At 71.6% G+C, this 25991-nt stretch carries 14 protein-coding genes; 1 reads left to right on the forward strand and 13 read right to left on the reverse strand.

The window, feature by feature from the left end; translation table 11 throughout:
- Positions 1-91 precede the first annotated feature (91 nt).
- The 5 genes from CFW40_RS24985 to CFW40_RS25005 form a co-directional block, all read right to left on the reverse strand.
- Positions 92-2638 (reverse strand): ABC transporter permease, encoded by a 2547-nt coding sequence (locus tag CFW40_RS24985; RefSeq protein ID WP_088800135.1) that lies wholly within the window; start codon positions 2636-2638, stop codon positions 92-94.
- An 81-nt stretch (positions 2639-2719) separates the two neighbouring features.
- Positions 2720-3502 carry an ABC transporter ATP-binding protein gene (locus CFW40_RS24990; RefSeq protein WP_088800137.1) on the reverse strand — a complete coding sequence of 261 codons (783 nt, stop codon included), beginning with the start codon at positions 3500-3502 and terminating at the stop codon, positions 2720-2722.
- A gap of 277 nt (positions 3503-3779) precedes the next feature.
- Complete coding sequence (locus CFW40_RS24995; protein ID WP_088802355.1) at positions 3780-4490, reverse strand: helix-turn-helix transcriptional regulator; 711 nt, start codon at positions 4488-4490, stop codon at positions 3780-3782.
- 82 nt (positions 4491-4572) lie between these two features.
- Entirely contained in the window at positions 4573-5253 is a 681-nt protein-coding gene (locus tag CFW40_RS25000) for a response regulator (protein WP_088800138.1), read from the reverse strand.
- Positions 5254-5299: 46 nt separating this feature from the next.
- Positions 5300-6961, reverse strand: a complete 1662-nt coding sequence (locus CFW40_RS25005; RefSeq protein ID WP_088800139.1) for a sensor histidine kinase — start codon at positions 6959-6961, stop codon at positions 5300-5302.
- Positions 6962-7127: 166 nt separating this feature from the next.
- Between CFW40_RS25005 and CFW40_RS25010 the strand changes: the two genes are divergently transcribed.
- A complete protein-coding gene (locus CFW40_RS25010; protein WP_088800140.1) occupies positions 7128-8537 on the forward strand; it encodes a cation:dicarboxylate symporter family transporter in 1410 nt (469 codons plus the stop codon).
- A gap of 112 nt (positions 8538-8649) precedes the next feature.
- Here the strand turns inward: CFW40_RS25010 and glgB are convergent, their stop codons facing one another.
- From glgB to CFW40_RS25050, 8 genes are all read right to left on the reverse strand, one after another.
- Positions 8650-11118 carry a 1,4-alpha-glucan branching enzyme gene (gene glgB / locus CFW40_RS25015; protein WP_176956393.1) on the reverse strand — a complete coding sequence of 823 codons (2469 nt, stop codon included), beginning with the start codon at positions 11116-11118 and terminating at the stop codon, positions 8650-8652.
- A gap of 120 nt (positions 11119-11238) precedes the next feature.
- Positions 11239-12744, reverse strand: a complete 1506-nt coding sequence (locus CFW40_RS25020) for a phosphotransferase (RefSeq protein WP_088800141.1) — start codon at positions 12742-12744, stop codon at positions 11239-11241.
- 356 nt (positions 12745-13100) lie between these two features.
- Positions 13101-14819 carry a maltose alpha-D-glucosyltransferase gene (treS, locus tag CFW40_RS25025; RefSeq protein ID WP_088800142.1) on the reverse strand — a complete coding sequence of 573 codons (1719 nt, stop codon included), beginning with the start codon at positions 14817-14819 and terminating at the stop codon, positions 13101-13103.
- Positions 14816-16819: an alpha-1,4-glucan--maltose-1-phosphate maltosyltransferase gene (locus tag CFW40_RS25030; protein ID WP_088800143.1), complete on the reverse strand. Its 2004-nt coding sequence runs from the start codon at positions 16817-16819 to the stop codon at positions 14816-14818. The genes treS and CFW40_RS25030 overlap by 4 nt, the downstream gene beginning before the upstream one ends.
- Positions 16820-17482: 663 nt before the next feature.
- Positions 17483-19114 carry a M4 family metallopeptidase gene (locus tag CFW40_RS25035; RefSeq protein WP_088800144.1) on the reverse strand — a complete coding sequence of 544 codons (1632 nt, stop codon included), beginning with the start codon at positions 19112-19114 and terminating at the stop codon, positions 17483-17485.
- 288 nt (positions 19115-19402) lie between these two features.
- On the reverse strand, positions 19403-21682 hold the full coding sequence (locus tag CFW40_RS25040; RefSeq protein WP_088800145.1) for a M4 family metallopeptidase: 2280 nt from the start codon (positions 21680-21682) through the stop codon (positions 19403-19405).
- Positions 21683-22175: 493 nt separating this feature from the next.
- Complete coding sequence (locus CFW40_RS25045) at positions 22176-24122, reverse strand: ABC transporter ATP-binding protein (protein ID WP_088800146.1); 1947 nt, start codon at positions 24120-24122, stop codon at positions 22176-22178.
- Positions 24119-25945 (reverse strand): ABC transporter transmembrane domain-containing protein, encoded by a 1827-nt coding sequence (locus CFW40_RS25050; RefSeq protein ID WP_371127320.1) that lies wholly within the window; start codon positions 25943-25945, stop codon positions 24119-24121. The genes CFW40_RS25045 and CFW40_RS25050 overlap by 4 nt, the downstream gene beginning before the upstream one ends.
- Positions 25946-25991: the final 46 nt, after the last annotated feature.

Raw genomic sequence — 25991 nt, forward strand, 5'->3', positions numbered from 1 at the left:
AACGCCCACCGCTTCCCGGAAACGCCGACGGCGCGCCTGTCCTCCGTCGAGGGCAGGCGCGCCGCCTTTGTGGGGGGTGGCGGTCAGGTGGTCACTCGGCGCCGATGGCCTGGAGCATGTTCAGCCGGGCCGCCCGGCGGGCCGGCCAGAGCGCGGCCAGCACCCCCACGGCCGCCGCGATCAGTACGAACAGCGCGAGCCGGCCCCAGGGCAGCAGCAGCTCGTAGGTGGGCAGGCCCTCGCTGACCAGGGTGCCGACGGCCCAGGAGCAGAAGACACCCACCGCGATGCCCAGGCCCGCGCCGAACAGCGCGATGACCACCGACTCCAGCCGGACCATCTGCTTGATGCCGCTGCGGGCCAGGCCGATCGCCCGCAGCATCCCGATCTCGCGGGTCCGCTCGAAGACCGACATGGCGAGGGTGTTGACGACGCCCACCACCGCGATGATGACGGCCATGCCCAGCAGCCCGTAGGAGACGTTGAGCACCATCTCGATGTTCGCGGCGTTCTCCTTGCGCAGCTCGGCGTGGTCCTGGACCTTCAGCAGCGGGCTGTCGCCGAGGGCGTGCCGGATCTGCTTCTCCAGCCCCTCCGACGGGCCGTCCTGGGCCTTCACCAGCAGCGTATCGACCGTCGGCATGAACTGGTGCGGCGCTGACAGCGAGGCGGCGCCGATCGAGTCGCCGACCAGCTGGTTGTCCGCGTAGATTCCGACGATCTTCAGCTTCGCCTTCTTCTTGTCGAAGAAGGTGGCGTCCAGGGTGTCGCCGGTGTGCCAGCCCTTCTTCTTGGCCATCTCCTGGGAGACCGCGATGTCGTGGCCTCCGGCGCCCTTCAACGAACCGCTGATGAAGTCCAGTTGGAGGACCTTGCCGATCGTGCGGAGGTCGGTGCCCATCAGGCCCATGGAGGAATCAGGGGTCGAGAAGCCCGTATTGCGCAGCGGAGCAGCCGCCTCGACGCCCGGGACGTCCGCCACCTTCTGCGACAGCTCGGGGTCCAGACCGGAGGAGGCCCCGATCTTGTAGTCGGCCTTCAGCCCCTGGGCCGTCATCTTGTCCATGGCCTGCCCGGCCGAGTTCCCGACGACCGTCATACCGGTGATCAGGGTGAGGCCGATCATCAGCGCCGAGGCGGTCGCCGCCGTACGGCGGGGGTTGCGCAGCGTGTTCTCCGTGGCCAGCTTGCCGCTGATGCCGAAGAGCCGGGTGGTGACGACGCCCGCCAGCGAGACCAGCGGCCGGGACAGCAGCGGCGCGAGGATGATGACGCCGGTCAGCGTCAGCATGCCGCCCACCATCGCGATCGGCAGATCGTCGGCCTTCTTCAGCGTGGAGACGTAGCACATGGTCGCGATGCCGAGGCCGGTGATGACCGCGCCGAGGGAGTTGCGGAGCACCAGGCTGCGCAGTGCCGGCGGCGCCTCGACGGTGTTGAGCGCCTCCACCGGGGCGATCTTCGCCGCCTTGCGGGACGGCAGCCAGGCGGCCAGTACGGTCACCACGACGCCCACACCCAGCGCGGAGAGCACCGCGGCCGGGCTGATGACGACCGGTCCGTCCGGGAAACCCGCGCCATTCGCTTCGAGCACCGCCCGCAGGCCCACGGCGAGGCCCATGCCCAGCGCGAAGCCGACGGCCGACGAGATCAGGCCCAGCAGGGCCGCCTCCGCGAGGACCGAGCGCACGACCTGACGGCGGGAGGCGCCGATCGCACGCATCAGGGCGATCTCCCGGCTGCGCTGGGAGATCAGCATGGTGAAGGTGTTGGCGATGATGAAGACGCCGACGAACAGCGCGATCCCGGCGAAGGTCAGCAGCGTCTGGGACAGGGCCTTGTTCTGGCTGGAGACCATACGGGACTGCTCCGCGGCGAGATCGGTGCCGCTGGTCGCCGTGGCACGGTCCTTGGGCAGCACCTCCCTGACCTTGTCGGTCAGTGCCTCCTGATCGGTGCCGGGCGCGGCACCGATCACCAGCTCGTCGAACTGGCCGGGGTGCAGGAACAGCTTCTGCGCGGTGGCGGTGTCGAAGAGCGTCAGGCTGCCGCCCGCGGTGACCTGCGGGTCGTCGGTGGAGACGATGCCGACCAGCCGCTTCGTCAGCACCGGGCCGTCGGTGGCGAGCCGCACGGCGTCACCGATCTTGCGGCCGGACGCCTTCGCGGTCGCCTCGTCCAGCGCGACCTCGTCGTCGGCGGCCGGTCCGCGGCCCTGCAGCAGCGGGTAGCGGGGGTCGTGACCGTCCTTGTCCGGCTGGAAGTTGGTGGCGAGGTTCTGCCACTCGTGGCCGAGCGGCACATTGTCCGGGCCGGCGACGGTGGCCGTGCCGTTGACGTTGCGGCGTACGGACTGCACGCCGGGCAGTGCGCGGATTTTGTCCGCCAGCTTGTCGTCGACAAGGGTGGTCCGCTTGCGGTCCTTGCCGATGTCCGGGGAGCTGTCGCCGGCCTCGGCCTGGACGGAGACGGCCACCCCGTCGAGGTTCTTCTCGGACGCCTTCTTGACGGCCGAGCCGACGGTGTCACTGAAGATGAGGGTGCCGGCGACGAAGGCGACGCCGAGCAGGACCGCGAGCGCGGTCATCATCAATCGGGCTTTGTGCGCAAGCACATTGCGCAGGGCGGTTCGCAGCATGGTGGTGGTGTCAGTCCTGGTCCGGTGGCTCGGGATGAAGGGCAGCGCGCCGGGGAGCGCGGTGGTGCGGTGTGCCGGGCGTCAGCTCGTACGACCCTTGGCTTCGAAGAGCCGCATCCGGTCCAGGACGGTGTCCGCGGTCGGCTCGTGCAGCTCCTCGACGATATGGCCGTCGGCGAGGAAGACCACCCGGTCCGCATAGCCCGCGGCGACCGGGTCATGGGTGACCATCACGACCGTCTGCTGCATCGCCTGCACCGACTCCCGCAGGAAGCCCAGCACTTCGGCGCCCGAGCGGGAGTCGAGGTTGCCGGTCGGCTCGTCCGCGAAGATGATCTCCGGCTGGGCGGCCAGCGCGCGGGCGACCGCGACGCGCTGCTGCTGGCCGCCGGAGAGCTGGGCCGGCCGGTGCGACAGCCGCCCGGACAGGCCGACCGTCTCGATGACACGGCTGACCCAGTCCCGGTCCGGCTTACGGCCCGCGATGTCCATCGGCAGGGTGATGTTCTCCAGCGCGCTCAGCGTCGGCAGCAGGTTGAACGCCTGGAAGATGAAGCCGATCTTGTCCCGGCGCAGCCGCGTCAGCTGCTTGTCGTTCAGCGAGGACAGCTCCACGTCGCCGATCCGGGCCGAGCCGGACGAGATGGCGTCCAGTCCGGCCATGCAGTGCATCAGCGTCGACTTGCCGGAGCCGGACGGACCCATGATCGCGGTGAACCTGGCCTTGCCGAACTCGACCGAGACGGAGTCCAGCGCGACCACACGGGTCTCCCCCTGGCCGTAGACCTTGCTCAGGTCCGTGGCACGGGCGGCGACGGCAGCGTCGGCGCGGGTGGGGGCGGGAAAGGCGGCCGGGTGGGACACGGGGAACTCCTGGAGAAGGACGGACGTTTCGATGTCCCCATTCTCGAAGGCGCAGGTCGGCGGGCGCCTCGGCCGCAAGGACCGAAAGCCGCACCGGCCGGAAGTGCCATCGCCGCGCCCGGCGTCATTCTCTGGACGGACGGGCGGTCCGACTCGGGGCCGACGGGGCGTCTCGGGGTTTACCCGGGCCTCTCGGTGTTTCCGGGGCATCCCGGCGGTACCCGACGGCACCGGCGGTACCGGCGGTACCGGGGCGTATCGGCGATGAGGAGACACCTCAGGGCCGCGGCTCGCCGACCCGGGCCCAGAATTCCGCCAGGATGCCGTCGAGGAACGCGCGTCCCGCCCGGCCGGACTCCTCGGCGCTGTCCGAGTCACCCCAGTTGAGCGTAGCGGCCATGGTCGCCTGATACGCGCCGTGCACCTCCTGCAGGACGGCCCGGAGCTGTTGCCGGGACAGCGGTACGACCTGGCCGACCGGCCGGACGTAGGCCTGCCAGCGGGTGGTGGCGGCGCTGGTCAGCAGCTCGGTCAACTGGCCGTCCCGGCCGGTGAAGCGGACCAGCGCGGGCAGTGGCAGGGACAGCACCTCGGCGAGCGACGCGGCCTGCCGGTCGCTGCCGCTCCACGCCCCGCCGGCCTCCAGGCGCTCGTATGCGGCCCGGTCCATGCCGATCCGCAGCGCGAGGTCCGCCGGGGCGAGGCCGAGCGCCAGACGGTACTCGCGCAGGGTGTCCGGTGCGCCGAGCAGATCGCCCGGCGCGCACCACAGGGCGCCGGCCAGCGCGGTCAGTTCGGCCTCCGTGGGGGCGCTCTCGCCCCGTTCCCAGGACGCCACCGTCGCCGGCGGAACCGGTATGCCGAAGGCGGCCCGGATTCCGTAGGCGACATGGGCGGGCGTCATCCCCAGCGCCTCGCGGAGCCGGCGGGCGGCCTCGGCGTGGAATGGGGGTCTGCGGGGCTCCCCGTCTTGCGTATGCACCGGCACACGGTAAGTGACGGCCCGGCCGCGCACCTATCGTGCGGATGCCCAAGGACGAGGCTCGTAGGAAACCACCGGTCACGGTCAGTCAGTGGCCCGACCACCGGTAGCGCAGTTCGGGGCGGCCGACCTGGCCGTACTGGGGGGCGCGGGCGGCCCGGCCGCTCTCCACCAGATGTTCGAGGTAACGGCGGGCGGTGATCCGGGAGATGCCCACATCGGCGGCCGCCTCGGTCGCCGTCAGCCCGCTCCCGGCGGCCCGCAGCACATCGGTCACCGCCCGCAGGGTGGCCGCGGTCAGCCCCTTGGGCAGTGCGGCCGGACGCGGTGCGCGCAGCGCCGCGATCGCCCGGTCCACCTCGTCCTGCCCGCTGGCCTCGCCGGTGGTGGCGCGGAACTCCGCGTAGCGGGTGAGCCGGTCGCGCAGGGTGGCGAAGGTGAACGGCTTCAGCACGTACTGCACCACGCCGAGCGAGACGCCCTCGCGCACCATCGCCAGATCCCGGGCGGAGGTGACCGCGATGATGTCGGCGGTGTGGCCGGCCGCGCGCAGCGTCCGCACCAGCTGCAGCCCGTGGCCGTCCGGCAGGTAGAGGTCGAGCAGCAGCAGATCGACGGGGTGCGCGTCGAGATGGCGGCGGGCGTCGCCGCCGGAGTGCACGGTGCCGGAGACCGTGAAGCCGGGCACCCGTGCCACGTACAGGGCGTGTGCGTCGGCGGCGACCGGATCGTCCTCGACGACGAGGACCCGGATGTCGGAGGGGGTCACCGGGCGTCTCCTCTCGCGCCGGGGCGGGCCGCGCCCCTCGCCCCGTTCATGCCGGCGCGCCCGTCCGCAGCGGCAGCCGTACGGTGAACCGCGCGCCGCCTTCGGATGCCCGGTCCAGGGTGACGGTGCCGCCGTTGCGGCGGACCGCCTGCTGGACCAGGGCCAGGCCCAGACCGCGGCCCCGGGCGGGCACGGCCGTGCTCTGCTTGGTGCTCCAGCCCCGCCGGAAGATCTCCTCGGCGGCGTCCGCGGACACCCCGGGGCCGCTGTCGGCCACCCGCAACAGCAGTTCGCCGCCGTCCGCCCGCGCGGTGACGCGCACCCGCGGCGGCCCGGCGGCGGTGTGCTCCGGGGTGGGGGCGGCGGCGTCCAGGGCGTTGTCGAGGAGGTTGCCCAGCACCGTGACCAGGTCGCGGGCCGGCAGGCCGGGCGGCAGCAGCCCGTCGTCGATCCGGCTGTCGGCGGTCAAGGTCAGTTCGACGCCCCGCTCGTTGGCCTGCGCGGCCTTGCCGAGCAGCAGCGCGGCGAGCACCGGTTCGGCGACCGCGCCGACGACCTGATCGGTCAGCGCCTGGGCCAGCTCCAGCTCCGCGGTCGCGAACTCCACGGCCTCCTCGGCGCGCCCCAGCTCGATCAGCGAGACCACCGCGTGCAGCCGGTTGGCGGCCTCGTGGGCCTGTGATCGCAGCGCCTCGGTGAAACCGCGCACCGAGTCCAACTCCCCGGACAGCGCCTGGAGTTCGGTGTGATCGCGCAGGGTGACCACGCTGCCGCGCCGCTCCCCGCCGGAGACCGGTGCGGAGTTGACCACCAGCACTCGCTCGCGGGTCAGCTGCAGCTCGTCGACGCGGGGGCCGGGTGCCAGCAGCGCCTCGGTCAGCGGCTCGGGCAGCCCCAGCTCGGTGACGAGACGGCCCACCGCGTCGTCCGACAGCCCCAGCAGCTCCCGCCCGCCGTCGTTGATCAGGGCGACCCGGCGCTGCCCGTCGAGCATCAGCAGCCCCTCACGCACCGCGTGCAGCGCGGCCTGGTGGTACTCGTGCATCCGGCTGAGCTCCGCCGCGTTCATCCCGTGGGTGTGCCGGCGCAGCCGGGCATTGATCACATACGTCCCCAGGCCGCCGAGCGCCAGCGCCCCCGCGGCCACGCCCACCAGCGCCAGGATCTGGTTGCGCAGCTGCTCACTGATCGTCTCGATGGTGATCCCGGAGCTGACCAGGGCCGTGATCCGGCCGCCGCGCCCGGGATCACGGACCGGCGCGACGACCCGTACGGACGGTCCGAGCACCCCCATATGCGTCTCGGGGAAGACCCTGCCGTGCAGCGCCGGGCCGATGTGCCCCAGGTACTTCTTGCCGATCGCGGACGGCTCGGGGTGCGTCCAGCGGGTCCCGTCCGGGGCCATCACCACCACGAAGTCGACACCGGCGTCGTGCCGCAGCCGCTCGCTGTACGGCTGGAGCGCGGCCGTCGGGTCCTTGGTGCGCGCGGCGGCCACCACCGCGGGGGAGTCGGCGACGGCGGTGGCGGCGGCCGTCGCCTGCCGCCGTGCGGTCTCCTCCGCCTGCCGTCCCGCGCTGAGGTACGCGAAGAGCACACAGCCCACGACGACCACCGCCACCAGCACCACCTGCATGGCGAAGAGCTGCCCGGCGAGGCTGCGCGGGCCGCGCAGGTGCCGGGACGGGCGGGGGCGGGGGAGTCGCATACAGAACAGTCTGCACGGTCACTTTCGGAACAGTCCGTGCGGTCACTTTTACGTGAACGAAATGTACGTAAGGGTGACGGGCGCCACAGCGGCGTGCATAGTCGCCGGAACTTGTTGTGTGACAGAGCCGCAGATCAGCGCACAGCCGTAGACCGAGGAGACAGCCGTGGCTGCACAGACCCCGTTGTCCGGGGGCACCACCGAGGAGACCGCGCCGGCGAAGCGGGACCGGACCCACTTCCTCTACATCGCCGTGATCGGGGCGGTACTGCTCGGCATCATCGTGGGCTTCGCCGCCCCCGGTGTCGCCGTCCAGCTCAAGCCGCTCGGCACCGGGTTCGTGAACCTGATCAAGATGATGATCGCGCCGGTCATCTTCTGCACCATCGTGCTGGGCGTCGGCTCGGTGCGGAAGGCCGCCAAGGTCGGCGCGGTCGGCGGACTGGCCCTCGGCTACTTCATGGTGATGTCCACCGTGGCGCTGGCCATCGGCCTGGTCGTCGGCAACCTGCTGGACCCCGGGTCCGGCCTCCATCTGACCGAGTCCGTCCGGCACGCGGGCCACGCCCAGGCCGGGGGCGGCGCGGAGTCGCTGTCCGACTTCCTGCTCGGCATGATCCCCACCACCCTGGTCTCCGCCTTCACCCAGGAGCAGGTCCTCCAGACGCTGCTGGTGGCGCTGCTGGTCGGCTTCGGTCTGCAGGCGCTGGGCGCGGCGGGTGAGCCGGTGCTGCGCGGGGTGGGGCACCTCCAGAAGCTGGTCTTCCGGGTGCTGTCCATGATCATGTGGGCGGCGCCGGTGGGTGCCTTCGGTGCCATCGCGGCGGTGGTCGGCGAGACCGGCGTGGACGCGCTGAAGTCCCTGGCCGTCATCATGATCGGCTTCTACACCACCTGTGTGCTGTTCGTGATCGTGGTGCTCGGCACGCTGCTCCGGCTGATCGCCAAGGTCAACGTCTTCCAGCTGCTGAAGTACCTCGGCCGGGAGTTCCTGCTGATCCTGTCCACCTCCTCCTCGGAGTCGGCGCTGCCCCGGCTGATCGCGAAGATGGAGCACCTGGGCGTCAGCAAGCCGGTGGTCGGCATCACCGTCCCCACCGGCTACAGCTTCAACCTCGACGGCACCGCCATCTACCTGACGATGTCCTCGCTGTTCGTGGCCGAGGCGATGGGCAAGCCGCTGCCGCTCGGGCAGCAGATCTCGCTGCTGGTGTTCATGGTCATCGCGTCGAAGGGCGCGGCGGGCGTCACCGGCGCGGGACTTGCGACCCTGGCCGGCGGCCTGCAGTCGCACCGCCCCGAACTGGTCGACGGCGTGGGCCTGATCGTCGGCATCGACCGCTTCATGAGCGAGGCGCGCGCCCTGACCAACTTCGCCGGCAACGCGGTGGCCACCATCCTGATCGGCACCTGGACCAAGGAGATCGACCACGCCCGGGTGGTGGAGGTGCTGGCCGGCCGGGCGCCGTTCGACGAGAAGACGATGACCGACGACGACGCCTCCGCGGAGCCGGCCGCCCCCGAGGTCGCCGGGCCGCGGGACGGCGAGGCGGCGAAGACGTCCGCCACGGTCTGATCCCGGGCCGCGGGACGAGGGGAGGGGCGGGTGCCGCAGGCGGCGCCCGCCCCTCCGCCGCGGCCTGCGGAGGCGGCGCCCGCCCCTCCCGTGCCCACGAGCCGTGCGGCGGTCAGGCCGGTCGCAGCCAGAGGGTGGCCAGCGGGGGCAGGACGGGGGAGACGGAGGCGGCGCGGCCGTTCCAGGGGGTCGGTTCGGCCGTGAGGGGGGCGGGGTTGGTGATGCCGCTGCCGCCGTAGCGCGGATCGTCGGTGTTGAGCACTTCCCGCCAGGCGGGTACGTGGTCGGGGACGCCGAGCCGGTAGGAGTGGCGGACGACGGGCGAGAAGTTGCTGACCGAGATCAGCGGCGAGCCGTCGGCGGCGAAGCGCAGGAAGGAGAAGACATTGTCCTCGCGCGCGTCGCCGTCGATCCAGGAGAAGCCGGCCGGGTCGGTGTCGCGCTCCCACAGCGCGGGGGTGGCGGCGTAGCGGCGGTTCAGGTCGCGGACGAGATCGCGTACGCCCCGGTGGTCGGGCTCCGCCTCGTACGACGGATCGAGCAGCCACCAGTCCGGTCCGTGGCTCTCCGCCCACTCCGCCCCCTGGGCGAACTCCTGCCCCATGAAGAGGAGTTGCTTGCCGGGATGGGCCCACATGAACCCGAGGTAGGCACGGTGGTCGGCCCGCTGCTGCCACCAGTCACCGGGCATCTTCGACACCAGGGCGCGCTTGCCGTGCACCACCTCGTCGTGGGAGATCGGGAGCACGTAGTTCTCGGAGTAGGCGTAGATCATCGAGAAGGTCATCTCGCCGTGGTGGTACTTGCGGTGCACCGGCTCCTTGGAGACATAGCCGAGGGAGTCGTGCATCCAGCCCATGTTCCACTTCAGCCCGAAGCCCAGACCGCCGAAGCCACCGGGGCCGACGTGGTGGGTGGCGCGGGTGACGCCGTCCCAGGCCGTGGACTCCTCGGCGATGGTGACGACACCGGGGCAGCGGCGGTAGACGGTCGCGTTCATCTCCTGGAGGAAGGCGACCGCATCGAGGTTTTCCCGGCCGCCGTGGACGTTCGGGGTCCAGTCGCCGTCCTCGCGCGAGTAGTCCAGGTAGAGCATCGAGGCGACGGCGTCCACCCGCAGGCCGTCGATATGGAACTCCTCGCACCAGTACACGGCGTTGGCGACAAGGAAGTTGCGGACCTCGGTGCGGCCGTAGTCGAACTCCAGGGTGCCCCAGTCCGGGTGCGCGGCCCGTGCCGGGTCCTGGGGCTCGTAGAGCGGACGGCCGTCGAACTCCGCCAGCGCCCAGTCGTCGCGCGGGAAGTGCGCCGGCACCCAGTCCATCAGCACGCCGATGCCGGCCCGGTGCAGTGCGTCGATCAGGAACCGGAAGTCGTCCGGGGTGCCCATCCTGGCGGTGGGCGCGTAGAACCCGGTCACCTGATAGCCCCACGAGCCGCCGAAGGGGTGCTCACAGACCGGCATGAACTCGACGTGCGTGAAGCCCAGGTCCTTCACATAGGCCGGGAGCTGCACCGCGAGCTGGCGGTAGGTGAGGCCGGGGCGCCAGGAGGCCAGATGCACCTCATAGACGGAGAACGGCGCCTCGTGCACGGGCCGTTCGCCGCGCCGGGCCATCCAGTCGGCGTCCGTCCAGCGGTAGTGCGAGGCTTCCACGACCGAGGCGTTGGCGGGCGGGCATTCGGTCCGCCGGGCCATCGGGTCGGCGCGCACGGTCCGCGAGCCGTCCGGCCGGGTGATCTCGAACTTGTAGAGCTCGCCCTCGCCGATGCCCGGCAGGAAGAGCTCCCAGACGCCCGAGGAGCCCAGCGAGCGCATCGGGTGGCCGGTGCCGTCCCAGTAGTTGAAGTCGCCGACGACCCGCACGCCCCGGGCATTGGGCGCCCAGACGGTGAAGCGGGTACCGGTCACCCCCTGGTGCTCCGTGATCCGCGCGCCGAGCGCCTGCCACAGCTGCTCGTGCCGGCCCTCGGCCAGCAGATGCAGGTCCAGCTCGCCGAGCGCGGGCAGGAAGCGGTAGGGGTCCTGCACCGTCAGGGTGGTGTCGCCGTAGTCGACCAGCAGCTCGTAGTCCGGGATCGTGCGCAGCGGCAGCACCCCGGCGAACAGCCCGTCGCCCTCGGCGGGCAGGTCGGCGCGCAGTCCCTTCCCCAGGACCGTGACGCCCCGGGCGCAGGGTTTGAGGACCCGGATGAGCAGTCCGCCGCGGACGAGGTGGGCGCCGAGCAGCCCGTGCGGATCGTGATGGGCACCGTCCAGGAGCCGGCCGCGGTCCTCGTCGGACAGCGGCACGGCGGGCCGGACCCCATGGCTGCCGGCTGCCGACGGCGCCGCAGGGGACGGGCCCGCGGGCGCGGCCGCCCGGCCGGGCGGTGCCGTCTCCCGGGGAGCTGACGGCCGGGTGGGCGGGGCACCGGCCGCGGGCCCGGCGAAGGTACCCCGCGCGGCCACCGAAGGGGCGACGGCCGGCGGCCGGGGCGTCGCCGCGCGGCCGGACCGCCCCGCCGCGCTGTCGTCGGCCGCGCCCGGAGCGGGCGTGGTGTCGGGGGTGGTGGGACGGGACGGCGGGCGGGCGGTCACGGGAGGCCTCCTCGGTGCGGGGCGGAGTGGTGCGTCGGTCGGGTCTGGGGGGCGTACGGCATTCGGCGTATGGGCGTACGGGCGTACGCGCGGCGGATCGGCGGTTCGTCTGTCGGCCCCTCACCCCCGGCCGTGGTCGGACCCGGCGGCCCCGCCCGGCCGGCTGTCCGCCTCCAGGGCCGGCTCCCCGCCGGAGGCCAGCCGCCGGATGGCGGCCATCGGGACGGACAGCCAGTCGGGCCGGTGCCGGGCCTCGTACAGCACCTCGTAAACGGCCTTGTCGGTCTCGTAAGCGCGCATCAGTTCGGGCGCCGAGCGCGGATCGAGCCCACCGGCCTCCGCATAGCCCCGGCAGTAGGCGTCACGGGTGCGCCGGGCCCACTCCAGCGCCCAGGGGTCCCCGCCGGCCGGGCCGCTGCGCGCGGCATAGTCGAAGGACCGCAGCATGCCCGCGATGTCCCGCACCGCCGGCTGGAGGCGGCGCCGCTCGGCCAGCGGGCGGGCCGGTTCGCCCTCGAAGTCGATCAGCGACCAGCGGCCCTCGTCGGCGGAGCGCAGCGTCTGGCCCAGGTGCAGATCGCCGTGGATGCGCTGGGCGGCCCAGCTGCGGCCGTCGTGGCCGCTCGTGGCGAGCGCGTCGAAGGCGGTGCGCAGCCGGGCGCGGTAGGGCTGCAGTACGGGCACGGCGCGGGCGGTGGCGTCCAGCCGCTGGTGCATCTGGGCGGCGATCACCTCCAGCTGCGGGCGGCGCAGTTCGGTGGTCGGCAGCGTCTGGGCGAGCGCGGTGTGCACCTCGGCGGTGGCATGGCCGAGCGCCCGCGCCGAGCCGGTGAAGTCGGCGCGGACGGCGAGTGCGTTCAGCGCCAGCTGCCAGCCGTCCGCCGAGCCCGGCAGGAACGGCTGCAGCACGCCCAGCGTCGTTGCCTCGCCGCCCTCCTCGGCGGCCGCCGCCTCGTACCAGGCGGCGGGCGCGGGCACCCGCGCGCACTTGGCGTCCGCCAGCGCCCGCGGCAGCTCCAGGTCCGGGTTGACCCCCGGTTCGATCCGCCGGAAGACCTTCAGGATGAAGGAATCCCCGTAGACGATCGAGGAGTTGGACTGTTCGACGGCGATCGGCCGGCCCGACAGCCCGGAGGGGATCTCGGCGTCGGGCTCCCGGCTGAAGCACAGCGCCCCGAGCCGGCCCGGCACCCGCAGCCGCTCCAGCAGCAGCCCGCACAGCCGGTTGTCGAGCAGCGCGTCGTAGACGGTGCGACCGTGCAGCGGGCCGCCGCCGGGACGGCCGATCACCGCGGGCGCCAGCTGCGGCGGCAGGGCCGGATGCACCCCCAGCAGAAGTTGGTAGCAGTCGCCGCCGAGGGGCGTACGGCTCGGTGGCGCGCTCTGCTGGGCGCGGACGAGCAGGAGCAGCAGGCCGGGTGTGCCGACGTCGGTGCACGGCAGCAGTTCGGTCGCCGAGAGCAGCGTGAAGCCGGTGAGCAGCCGCCCCTTACCGGCGAACCAGCGCTGGCGCGGTACCCATTCGGCGAGCAGCGGAGCCAGCGAGGAGAGCAGATCGGGGGCGGCGGCGAGCGGGCGGTGATCAGGGGTGTTGCGGGTGGCACGGGTCGAGGCGGTGTCCGACATGGCGTCGCGTCCTTTCCCCGGGCACACGACATATAGGGCAAAGTGTCCCGGAATACGGCCTTGACTGTGCGGTGGCGCGGTGGGGGTACCCCCAGACGGCGGCTGCCGGTGAGGCACCCGGACGGGGTCCGGAGGCGGGCACCGGGCGAGCTCGTCCCTGCGGCAGCGGCGATTCCGGCGTGCCTTGCTCCGCTGCGCGGCGGATTCCCTCCCGGGCCGGGGGGACCGACGATGGCTCACCCGGCCCGTGCGGTAGTAGGGAGGGTGCCCGGGCGAAAGGTCAAAAAACGCCCGTACGCGCCAGGTGGCCGCGTACGGGCGTCTTTCCGGCCCGTGCCCGGTCAGGGCGCCGGACGTTATCCGGAGTTTCTGCGCAGCCGGAACCAGTAGAACCCGTGGCCCGCGAGGGTCAGCAGGTACGGCAGCTCCCCGATGGCGGGGAAGCGGACGCCGCCGATGAGTTCCACCGGATGGCGGCCGCTGAACGACCGCAGGTCCAGCTCGGTGGGCTGGGCGAAGCGCGAGAAGTTGTGCACGCACAGCACCAGGTCGTCGTCCGCGCCCGCGGCGCCCGGCGACTCCCGCAGGAAGGCCAGCACCGCCGGATTGGTGGAGGACAGCTCGGTGTAGCTGCCGAGCCCGAACGCGGGGTTCTGCTTCCGGATCTCGATCATCCGGCGGGTCCAGTGCAGCAGCGAGGACGGCGAACTCATCGCGGCCTCGACATTGGTGACCTGGTATCCGTAGACCGGATCCATGATCGTCGGCAGCGAGAGCCGGCCCGGGTCGCAGGAGGAGAACCCGGCGTTGCGGTCCGGCGTCCACTGCATCGGCGTCCGCACCGCGTCGCGGTCGCCGAGCCAGATGTTGTCGCCCATGCCGATCTCGTCGCCGTAATAGAGGATCGGCGAACCCGGCAGGGACAGCAGCAGGGCGGTGAAGAGCTCGATCTGATTGCGGTCGTTGTCGAGCAGCGGGGCCAGCCGCCGGCGGATTCCGATATTGGCCCGCATACGCGGGTCCTTGGCGTACTCCGCGTACATGTAGTCGCGCTCTTCGTCCGTGACCATTTCGAGGGTCAGCTCGTCGTGGTTGCGCAGGAAGATGCCCCACTGGCAGCCGGACGGAATCGCCGGGGTCTTGGCGAGGATTTCCGAGACCGGATAGCGCGATTCGCGGCGCACCGCCATGAAGATGCGCGGCATGACCGGGAAGTGGAAGGCCATATGGCATTCGTCGCCGCCGACGCCGTAATCGCCGAAGTAGTCGACGACGTCCTCCGGCCATTGATTGGCCTCGGCCAGCAGCACGGTGTCCGGGTAATGGGCGTCGATCTCCGCGCGGACCCGCTTGAGGAAGGCGTGCGAGGCCGGCAGGTTCTCGCAGTTGGTGCCCTCCTCGGCGTAGAGGTAGGGCACCGCGTCCAGCCGGAAGCCGTCGATCCCCAGGTCGAGCCAGAAGCGCAGGGCGGAGATCATCTCCTCCTGGACCGCCGGGTTCTCGTAGTTGAGATCCGGCTGGTGGGAGAAGAAGCGGTGCCAGAAGTACTGCTTGCGGACCGGGTCGAAGGTCCAGTTGGAGGCCTCGGTGTCGACGAAGATGATGCGGGCGTCCGAGTACTGCTTGTCGTCGTCGGCCCACATGTAATAGTCGCCGTACGGGCCCTCGGGGTCGGTGCGCGACTCCTGGAACCACGGGTGCTGGTCGCTGGTGTGGTTCATCACCATGTCGATGATCACCCGCATGCCGCGGTGGTGCGCGGCGTCCACGAATTCCACGAAGTCGGCCAGATCGCCGAATTCGGGAAGTACCGCGGTGTAATCGGCGACATCGTAACCGCCGTCCCGCAGGGGGGATTTGAAGAACGGTGGCAGCCAGAGGCAGTCCACCCCCAGCCACTGCAGATAGTCGAGCTTCGCCGTGATGCCCTTGAGGTCGCCGATGCCATCGCCATTGCTGTCCTGGAAGGAACGCACCAGGACTTCGTAGAAGACGGCCCGTTTGAACCAGTCGGGATCGCGGTCCTTCGCCGGGGTGTCCTCGAACGTGTCGGGGACAGGCTCATTGACGATCAATTGGGTGACCCTCCGATCGGTGAGGACGGTCGCAGCGACAGCACATGGGCGGGCGCGAGAGAGCGGCCCGGCTCCAGGCGCACATAGTTGTCCCTGCCCCAGTGGTAGGTATCGCCGGTGAGCTCGTCGCGCACCGGAAAGGACTCGTGCCGGCCGAGGCCGAGTTCCGGCATGTCCAACGACACCGTCGCCTCGTGGGTGTGGTGCGGGTCGAGGTTGACCACCGTGAGCACCGTGTCGGCCCGGTCGCCGTGCCCCTCGTGCTTGGAGAAGGCGAGGACGGCGTCGTTGTCGACGTGGTGGAAGTGCAGGTTGCGCAGCTGCTGCAGGGCAGGGTGCCGGCGGCGGATGCGGTTGAGCGCGGTGATCAGGGGGGCGATGGTGTGCCCCGCTCTGGCCGCCGCATCCCATTCGCGCGGCCTCAGTTGGTACTTCTCCGAGTCGAGGTACTCCTCGCTGCCGCGGCGTAGCGGCGTCGACTCGCACAGCTCGTATCCGGCGTAGACGCCCCAGGTGGGGGAGAGGGTGGCGGCCAGGACGGCGCGTACTTCGAAGGCGGTACGGCCGCCCTCCTGGAGGTAGGCGTGCAGGATGTCCGGGGTGTTCACGAAGAAGTTGGGCCGCAGGTAGCTCGCGCTCTCGCCGGACAGCTCGGTCAGGTACTCGGTCAGCTCCTGCTTGGTGTTGCGCCAGGTGAAGTACGTGTACGACTGGTGGAAGCCGATCCGGGCGAGGGTGTGCAGCATGGCGGGGCGGGTGAAGGCCTCGGCGAGGAAGAGCACGTCCGGGTCGGTGCGGTTGATCTCGCCGATCACCTTCTCCCAGAAGGCCACCGGCTTGGTGTGGGGGTTGTCCACCCGGAAGATCCGTACGCCCTTGGCCATCCAGAAGCGCAGCAGGCGTTCGGTCTCGCGGACCAGCCCGCGGAAGTCGGCGTCGAAGGCGATCGGGTAGATGTCCTGGTACTTCTTCGGCGGGTTCTCGGCGTAGGCGACCGAGCCGTCGGCGCGGCGGTGGAACCACTGGGGGTGCAGGGTGACCCAGGGGTGGTCGGGCGAGCACTGCAGCGCGAAGTCCAGCGCCACCTCCATCCGCAGCTCACGGGCGGTGCGGACGAAGTGGTCGAAGTCCTCGAAGGTGCCCAGGTCCGGGTGGAGGGCGTCATGGCCGCCGGCCGGCGAGCCGATGGCCCAGGGAGAGCCGACATCGTCCGGGCCGGCCGACAGCGCATTGTTGGGGCCCTTGCGGAAGGAGGTGCCGATGGGGTGGACCGGCGGCAGATAGACGACATCGAAGCCCATGGCGGCGACGGCCGGCAGCCGGTCGGCGGCGGTGCGCAGGGTCCCGCTGACGGCGGTGCCGTCCGGGGCCACGGTGGCGCCCTCGGAGCGCGGGAAGAGCTCGTACCACGAGCCGTACAGGGCCCGCCGGCGCTCCACGACCAGGGGCATCGGCCGCGAGACGGTCAGCAGTTCGCGCAGCGGGTGGCGGTCCAGCGCCGCGGTGACCTGGGGGGAGAGCGCCGCGGCGAGCCGGGTCGCGGCGGGCAGCTCGGGGTTGCGCAGGGTGTCCACGGCGCTGAGCACCGACTCCCGGCCGTCGCTCTTGGGGACCTCCGAGGCGGCCCGCTCGTGGAGGTCGGCGCCCTCGGTGAGCACCAGCTCGGTGTCGATGCCCGCCGGGATCTTCACGGCGGCGTGCCGCCGCCAGGTGGTGACCGGATCGGACCAGGCCTCGACGGTGAACGACCAGCGGCCCTCGACGTCGGGGGTGACCTCGGCGCTCCACCGGTCGCTGCCGGGTGCCTGCTCCCGCATCGGGGTCCAGGGGCCGCAGCGGCCGGCCGGATTGCGCAGCACCACGTTCGCCGCGACGGCGTCATGCCCTTCGCGGAAGACGGTGGCCGATACCTCGAAGGTCTCGCCCACCACCGCCTTCGCCGGGCGGCGGCCGCAATCGATCTGCGGGCGGATGTCCAGAACAGGAATGCGACCGATCATGGGCTCACCTGAGTTTGTGGCGCTTTGCTAGGTTTTGTCCTTTGTATCCGCTCCGCGGCGGGGGTGCCGGGTGCGCGCATGGGCGCTCCTGTCCGCTTTCACTCGGCTGGCGGATGACGCGGCGGGGCGGGTCGGCGCTCCTCCGGCCTCCGGTCGGTGGTTCCCCCGGTGGACGCTGTGCAGGTGGGCGATGCGGGTGAGCACGGTGTGCCCGGTGCGCCCTCCCGTGGGCGGCGGCCGGGCGGCCGCCGGGCGGCCCGGCGGAGGGCGCCCCACGGGGAGGTGGCCACGGGCCCGCCGTGCGGCGGCGGACACCCTGCCGCCCCCTCGCGGGAGGCTGTGGCACGGCGCTGACACGGTCGGCGTTCGCCTCCTCAACTCGGTCTGATCACAGCGGAGTTGCGGTGTGCGGATGTCCGGTGCCGCGCCGGTTTCCCTCGGCGCCCACACCGCAGCCTCCCCCCAGGAGGTAGTCCGTACAAGAGCGCATGAGGGGGTGAAATCGGCCATATCGCGGGACGCGGCGGTAGGGGCTGTCCCGTAGGGAGAAACCCGGACGCTCCCGCGACGCGCGAAAGCGGTGCCCGGAGACGTTCTCTCCGGACACCGCTCGCTGCGGGGTGCTCTCACCCCGAAAGGATCAGTGCGTGTGCACGCGGGGTGTTACTTGACGGCGACGCCGTCCCACGCGGCCTCGACACCCTTGACCTCGGGGCTGCCGGCCTTGTACAGGTCGGTGGCCGCCTTGACGGTCGCCTCACGGGCGGCCTTGTAGTCGGTATTCGAGGTCATGTACTCGGTCAGGGCCTTGAACCAGATCTTCTCGGCCTTGTCCCGGCCGATGCCCTCGACCTTCTTGTCGTCCTTCGTGGGGCTGTCGTACTTGACGCCACCGATCTCCTTCGGGCCGCTGCCCTCGGACAGCAGGTAGAAGAAGTGGTTGGCCACGCCCGAGGAGTAGTGCGGGTCGAGACCACCGGTGCTGGAGTCCCAGAAGTCCTTCGACTGACCGTCCTTGGACGGCTTGTCCATGTAGCGCAGCGGCTTGCCGTCACCGTTGATGTTGATCTTCTCGCCGATGAGGTAGTCGCCCGGGTCCTTGTCGTTCTTGGCGTAGAACTCGACCGACGTGCCGAAGATGTCCGAGGTGCCCTCGTTCAGGCCGCCGGACTCACCGCTGTAGGTGAGGTTGGCGGTGGCGGCGGTGACACCGTGCGACATCTCGTGCGCCGCGACGTCGAGGGCGGTCAGCGGGGCCTTGTCGCCCTCGCCGTCGCCGTACGACATGCAGAAGCAGTTGTCGTCCCAGAAGGCGTTGACGTAGTTCTTGCCGTAGTGGACGCGCGAGGTGGCACCCTTGCCGTCGCCCTTGATGCCGTTGCGGCCCTGGACCTTCTTGTAGTAGTCCCAGGTCTCGGCGGCACCGTAGTGGGCGTCGACGGCCGCGGTCTGCGGGTCGTCCGGCTTGCCGGTGCCCCACTTGTCGTCCTCGTCCGTGAAGGCCTTGCCCTCGCCGGACTCGCTGTTGCCGAGGTTGAGGGTCTTGTGACCACCGCGGTCGGCGTCGGTCAGCGTGAAGCCGCTGCCCTCCTTGGAGGTGCCCAGGTCGACGGAGCCGCTGAACTCGCTCTCGCCCTTGCCGGTGCGGATGTCGTCGTACTGGAAGATCTTCTTGCCGCTGTTGGCGTCGGTGATGATGTGCATCCGGCTGGGGGTGCCGTCCTTCTTGACGCCCTTGACGACGGTGTCGTAGGCGAGGACGGGGTTGCCGGAGGCGGCCCAGACGACCTTCTTGGGCGTCTGCGCGTCGGCCTTCTTGCCGCTGAGCGACTTCACCGCGGTGCCCTGCGCCGACTGCGCGGCGGCGGTCGGGGCTATCTTCGCCGTGGTGGAGGCCACCTTGACCGTCTTCTTGGTCGACTTGGTGGTGCTCTTGATCGCGCCGCCCTTGGCGGTGTGCACGACCATGTCGCCGCCGAGGACCGGAAGGCCGGCGTAGGTGCGGTCGTAGCGGGTGTGCGTGGTGCCGTCGGCGTCCTTGATGACGTCCTTGACGACCAGCTTCTCCTGCGAGCCCAGGCCGAGTTCCTTGGCGGTCTGCGCCTTGGTGGCGCTCGCGTCACGCAGCAGTTCCGCGCGGTGCGAGGCGCTCAGCTTGAGCGGCGAACCGTCCGCGGTGGGGGCCTGGACGGGGGAGGCACCGGCGGTGCCCGCGGTGATGCCGGCGGCCACGAGGGCCGCCGCCGCGAGGGAGATACCGGCGATGCGGGTCTTACGGGACATGTGGGGGGTCACGCGTGCTCCTTCAACTTTGCCAAGAGGTGGGGGTGCAAAGCGATGCGGGTGTGACGTGCGTTCGGGAAGACTGCCATTCGAACGCGTGCATGTCAGGAGGGTGTTCGGGTTTTGGCTGAAAAAAGTCCGTGGAGAGGTGAGCGCTGTTCGTATAACGGAGCTGGGCGTCACCCCCGAAGATCCGGAGGTGACGCCCAACAGGCTTGCTCAGCAGGTCAGTTGTGAGCTGCGGTGATCCGCCGACCCGCTTGTGTCACACCAAGGTGACGGCCGGGTGCCGAGGTGCGGTCAGAACGTCAGCTTCCAGCCGTTGATGTAGCCGGTGTCCTGGGAGTAGACGTCCTGAACCCGCAACTTCCAGGTGCCGGAGGCCTTCTCCGAGGAGGCGTTGACCGTGTAGGTCGTCTTCACGTCGGCCGCCGAGTCGAAGGCGCTGGAGTTCTTCAGCCGGTAGGCCGTGCCGTCCGGGGCGATCAGGTCCACGACCAGGTCACCGCGGTAGCTGTGCACGATGTCCACCCCGACCTTGAGGGTGCTCGGCGCGTTGCCGGTGCGGCCGACATTGATCGGCGAGGTGACCGCCGCGCCCGCGTCCGGGATCGCCACGTCGTCGGCGTTCTCGAAGACATTGCCGCCGCCGGTCGCGTTGACCGTCCAGGTGAAGGCGGCGGTACCTGTCTTCTTCGCGGCGTCGGTGACCGTGACCGTCACATTGCTGGTGCCGGCCGTGGTCGGCGTACCGGAGATCAGACCGGTGGTCGCGTTGAGCGACAGCCCGGCGGGCAGGCCGGTCGCCGCGTACGACAGCGCGCCCGCGGTGCCGCTGCTCGCCTTGATCTGCAGGCTCGCCGCCTGGCCCACGGTGCTGGTCTGGTTGCCCGGGTTGGTGACGGTGACCCCGCCGCCGTCCGGCACGCGGGCGCCGACGTTGACCGCCGCCCAGGTGTTGGCGACCGTGTTGTACGACGCGCTGCCCTGGCCGAACAGGTCCGCCGCGGCCTGCAGGGTGGCGGTACGGGCGCCCGCGTAGTTGGTGTTGGCGCTCATGTACTGGCTGAGTGCCTTGAACCAGACCTTCTCGGCGTTGGCCCGGCCGATGCCCGGGACCGGCAGGCCGTCGGAGGTCGGGCTGTCGTAGTGGACGCCCCCGATGTCCTTCGGGCCGCTGCCCTCGGACAGCAGGTAGAAGAAGTGGTTGGCGACACCGGACGAGTAGTGCACGTCCTTGTTGCCGACGCCACTGGACCAGTAGTCGGCCGAGGCGCCGTCCTTGGACGGCTTGTCCATGTAACGCAGCGGGGTGCCGTCGCCGTTGATGTCGATCTTCTCGCCGATGAGGTAGTCACCGGGGTCGGAGGCGTTGTTGGCGTAGAACTCCACCGCGGTGCCGAAGATGTCCGAGGTCGCCTCGTTGAGGCCGCCGGACTCGCCGCTGTAGGTGAGGTTGGCGGTGGCCGCGGTGACACCGTGCGACATCTCGTGGCCGGCCACGTCGATGGCGGTCAGCGGGGAGTTGTTGCCGCTGCCGTCGCCGTACGTCATGCAGAAGCAGCCGTCGTCCCAGAAGGCGTTGACGTAGCTGTTGCCGTAGTGCACACGCGAGTAGGCGCCCACGCCGTCACCGCGGATGCCGCTGCGGCCGTGCACGTTCTTGTAGTAGTCCCAGGTCTCCTGCGCGCCGTAGGCCGCGTCGACACCGGCCGTCTGGGCGTTCTGCGGCGTGCCGTCGCCCCAGGTGTCGTCCGCGTCGGTGAACAGCGTGCCGGTCCCGGAGGATCCGTGCCTGAGGTCGTACGTCTTGTGGCCTCCGCGCGTGGCGTCGGTCATCGAGAAGTTCGGCGCCGAGCCGGAGGTCCCGAGGGTGACCTTGCCGCTGTACTCGCTGTTGCCGATGCCCTTCTCGATCCCCTGGTACTCGAAGATCTTGGCGCCGGTCGTGGCATCCGTGATGACGTGCAACTGGCTGGGGGTGCCGTCGTCCTGCAGCCCGCCGACCACCGTCTCGTACGCCAGCAGCGGCTTGCCGTCGGCGACCCAGACCACCTTGCGCGGTGCCTTCGCGGCCTCGGTCTTCTTCGACCCGAGTGCCCGCGCGGAGGTGACGGCCTTCGCCTCGGCCGCGGCCGGCTTCACCTTCGCGGTGGTGCTCGCGACCTTGATCTGGGAGCGCACGGCCTTGGTGACGCCCTTGAGCGTGCCGCCCTTGTTCTCGTGCACCACGAGGTCGCCGCCGAGGACGGGCAGCCCGTCGTAGGTGCGCTCGTAGCGGGTGTGGACGGTGCCGTCGACGTCCTTCGAGACGTCCTTGACGACCAGCTTCTCCTGCGCGCCGAGCTTGAGCTGCCGCGCGGTCTCGGCGGTGGTGGCACTGGCTGCCCGTATCAGCTCCGCACGCTGGGACGGGGACAGCTTGGCCGGCAGTGCGCCGGGATCGGGGGTGGCATGCGTGGTGCCGGGCCGCGGGGCGGCCGCCGTGCCGGTACCGGCCTGGACGCCGACTGCCAGCATTGCCGTGACGGCGACGAGTGCGCCGGTCGCAACGGCGCGTCCATGGGGGGTGCGTCTCACACTGACTCCTTCTGCGGTGGCCGCCTGAGTGGCGAGGCGGCCGAGGGGGACCGGGCGGCGAAACGGCCGTCCGGGCAGAGCGAGGCAGAACTCTTGGAGCGTGTGGGGGGAGACGTACGGGTGGTGCTGGGCGTACGGGTGGTACGGGCAGTACGGGTGGAGCACGTGGAACCTGCGGCCACCGCGGGATGTGGTGCTGTGGGGATCCGTGCGGCGGTTGCGGGGAAGAGTCCCACCACCGGTGGCTTGTTGTCAGGCACCGTTCAACGAATTGGCCGGAAACCGTCCGTTGCGCGAAATCGGTGTTCGGAACCCGGACGGCCCGTGATCGGCCGCGCGATCCGTTCCCGCCCGTTCAAACCTCGGAAAGCTGTGGGAAGCGCAGCTCATAGCCGTCCGGATCCCGTCCTGGGAAGATCCCGCCGGCGGGGGGCCTTGACGGTCTCCGGGGGCGCCCTTGCGGGCTCCCGAGGGGCGGAGCGAGCGGCCGGGGTCAGCCGGACGCGTCCCGGCCGTGCCAGGAGTGCCACAGAGCGGCATAGGCGCCGTTCGCCGCCACCAGCTCGTCGTGCGTACCGAGTTCGGTCAGCCGGCCGGCCTCCATGACGGCCACCCGGTCCGCGTCATGGGCGGTGTGCAGGCGGTGCGCGATCGCGATGACCGTACGCCCCTTCAGGACGGCGGCCAGGGCGCGTTCGGTGTGCCGCGCCGTACGGGGGTCGAGCAGTGCGGTCGCCTCGTCCAGGATCAGGGTGTGCGGATCCGCCAGCACCACCCGGGCCAGCGCCAGTTGTTGGGACCGGGCGCCGTCGAGGCGGTGGCCGCCGGAGCCCAGTTCGGTGTCCAGCCCGGCCGGCAGCTCCTCGGCCCAGTCGGCCCCCACGGCGGCCAGCGCGGCGCGCAGAGCGGTGTCGTCGGCACCGGGCGCGGCGATCCGCAGGTTGTCCCGGACGGTGCCGAGGAAGACATGGTGCTCCTGGGTCACGAGGACGACCTGACGGCGCAGCACCTCCGGTTCCAGTGCGGCGACCGGCACCCCTCCGACCGTCACCGAGCCGCTGCGCGGCGCGTCGATACCGGCCAGCAGTCGCCCCAGCGTGGACTTGCCGGCCCCCGAAGGGCCCACCACGGCGAGGCGTTCGCCGGGGCGGACGGTCAGGTCCACACCGTGCAGGACGTCGCGGGGCGCGGCGGTACGCGGGCCGTCGTCGTCCCCGCCGGCGTAGGCGTAGTGGACGGCGGTGACATCGATGCGGTCGTCGACGGGTGCGACGGGTGCGGCGGGTGCGGCGGGGGAAGGCCGGGGGGAAGGTTTCCCGGAGGGGTGGGGCAGGAGGGCGGCGGTGACGGGCGCGGTGCTCCGCGAGGCCCCGCCCAGGCCCTCGACGCGGGCGAATGCGGCGCCGCTGCTCTGCAGTTGTTCGACCCGGAACAGGATCGTCTCCAGCGGCTCGGACAGCTGGCGCAGATACAGCGCAGCGGAGACGACCACGCCCAGGCTGATGCCACCGCGCCCCTGTAGCACCCCGCCGGCCAGCAGGACGCCGGCCACCGGGAGGACGTACGAGGCATCCACGGCGGGCAGCAGCACGCTGCGCAGGAACAGCGTACGGGTACGGGTGCGCCGGCAGCGCTCGATGGCCCGCTCGCCCGCTGTGGTCCGGCGCTCCTCCAGCCCCAGGGCCTCGACGGTCCGGGCGCCCGCCGCGGTGGCCGCCAGCAGTTCGGCGAGCGCCGAGGTCGCCGCCCCCTCGGCCAGGTAGGCGGTGCGCGCCCGGCGCAGGTACCAGCGGACCGCGACCAGTCCGCACAGCATCCCCAGCCCGCACCCGCCGAGCAGAGGATCGAGCGCCATCACCGCACCGAGCAGGAACAGCGCCTGCACCGTGGCGATCAACACCTCCGGCGCGGCGTCCCGCACCGCCTCGGCGACCGCGGCCGCATCCGAGGTGCCACGGGTCGTCAGGTCGCCGGTGCCCGCCCGCTCCACCGTCGCGGCGGGCAGCGCCAGCGCCCGGCCGACGTACTCCTCCCGGACGCGCGCCACGGTCCGTTCACCGAAGCGGTACCCGACGAACCGGGCGTACCGCGCCAGCAGCAGCTGTGCCATGGCGCACACCAGGATGACCAGTGCCAGCCGGTCGACCGTGCGCACCCCGCCGCCCTCGCGCACCGTGTCCACGATCCGGCCGAGCAGCCAGGGGCCGGCCAGGCCGGCGCCCGCGGCCAGGCCGTTGAGGGCGAGTATCAGGGCGAAGGCCCGGCCGTCCCGCCGGATCAGCCGGAGCGCCGCCTGCCGGGTCGTGGCCGGATCGGCCACCGGCAGCGCGGCACGGTCCGGGGGCGCCGCATGGTGCGGGAGTGCCGCACGGTCTTGCCGTGCCGCGAGGTCCGGGAGCGCGTCCTCGGCTCGTCCGGGCGCGGTGGGCGACTTCGTCATCGCGCGCCTTCCTCGGTCACGGGTACCTCGGCGGTGCCCGCAGGCCCTGCGCCGTCGGCTTCCTCGTCCTCGCCGCGAGAGACCAGGCGGCGGTATCCGGACTGCCCGTCGAGGAGTTCACGGTGACTGCCGACGGCCGCGACTGTTCCGTCCACGAGGAAGTACACCCGGTCGGCCCGGTCGAGCAGCAGGGGCGAGGTGCTGGTGACCACCGTCGTACGGCCCGCACGGGCGGCGTGCAGCCGGGTCGCGATACCCGCCTCGGTGTGCGCGTCGACCGCCGAGGTCGGCTCGACGGCGAGCAGTACCTCGGGGTCGGCCAGCAGCGCCCGCACCAGGCGCAGCCGCTGCCGCTGCCCGCCGGAGAGATTGCGGCCCTGCGCCTCGACCGGTGCGTCGAGCCCGTCGGGCAGACCGCGGACGATGTCCTCGGCCAGGGCCGTACGGACGGCGCGGTCGATCGCCTCCCCGGTCCGGTCCCGGCGGCCGCAGACCACCTCGCGCAGCGTCCCGGCGAACAGATCCGCCTCGTTGTCCGCCACCAGGATCCGGTCGCGTAGCTGCCGTGCCGCGATCTCGTCGAGACGTACCGCGCCCCAGGTGGCGGCCGAATCCGCGAACCCGCCCAGGCGGTCGACCACCGCCGCCGACTCGGCAGGCCGGGCGGCTGCCAGCGCGGTCAGCTGCCCGGGCACCACCTCGACGCCCGACACCGGATCACGCAGCACGGACGCCATGCCGGGAGCGTCCTGTCCGGGAGCGTCGTCCCGTCCGGGAACGCGCTGCCCGGGAACGTCCCGTGCCGCGCCCGCCTCCCCCACCCGCCGTGCGCCGTCCGGTTCCAGCGCCAGGAACCGTACGACCCGCCGGGCGGCGACCAGCCCCCGGGTGAGGTCGTAGCCACCCTCGATGAAGAACGACACCGGTAACACCAGCGCCGCCGCATAGCCGTAGACCGCGACCAGCTCCCCTGCGGTGAGGGTGCCTTGGGCGGCCATCCGCGCCGCCGGCCAGGTCACCGCGGCCAGAGACAGGGTGGGCAGCCCGAGCCCGAGCGCCTGGACCCAGCTGGTCACCGCACCCACCCGGTAGCCCTCGTCGCGCAGCGCCCGCGAGGCGTGCCGGTAGTGGCCGGCGAACACCGCTTTTCCCCCGAGGCCGTTGAGCACCCGCAGGCCACCGACCAGATCCGTCAGCCGCGCCGCCAGCCCGCTCTGCCGCTCGCGGTAGCGCGTCTGCGCTCCCTGTAACCGCCCCAGCAGCGGCCCGACCAGCACCGCGAGCAAGGGCACACCCAGCAGCACCACCACGGCCAGCAGCGGTGAGATGCTCAGCAGCAGGACGGCGACGACCGCATACGCCAGCACTCCGCCGACGCCGGGCCCGGTCATCGTCAGCGTCTGGCTGATCACCGCGACATCACCGATCCCGATGGTGACGACCTCCCCGGCGGTCACCTTGTGGGGCAGCGCCGCCCCCAGCCGCACCGTCTGCGCCATGACGGCGCGCACCGTACGGAACGTGGCGTCCATACGGATGCGGGTCATCGTGCGATGCCGCATCACCGCCAGCCAGGCGTTCACCGCCCCGACCCCGAGCAGCACCGCAACCCAGCCCAGCAGCACCGGCATCCGGCCCGTGGCCAGCCCGTCGTCGATGGCCCGTGACAGCACATACGGCGGCAGCATCAGCCCCACCATCCACAGACTCCCGTACGAGGCACCTGCTGCCACCCGGCCCCGTTGGCTGACCACCAGCCACCACAGATACCGCCCGGCACTGCGCGGGCCGGGAGCTCCCCGGCCGCTCCGCGGATCCGTCACGCCGTCGGCCGCCGTCATACCGTCCGCCCCCTCTGCCGCCCCGTCC

The sequence above is a fragment of the Streptomyces sp. 2114.4 genome, from assembly GCF_900187385.1.
Taxonomy (GTDB): domain Bacteria; phylum Actinomycetota; class Actinomycetes; order Streptomycetales; family Streptomycetaceae; genus Streptomyces; species Streptomyces mooreae.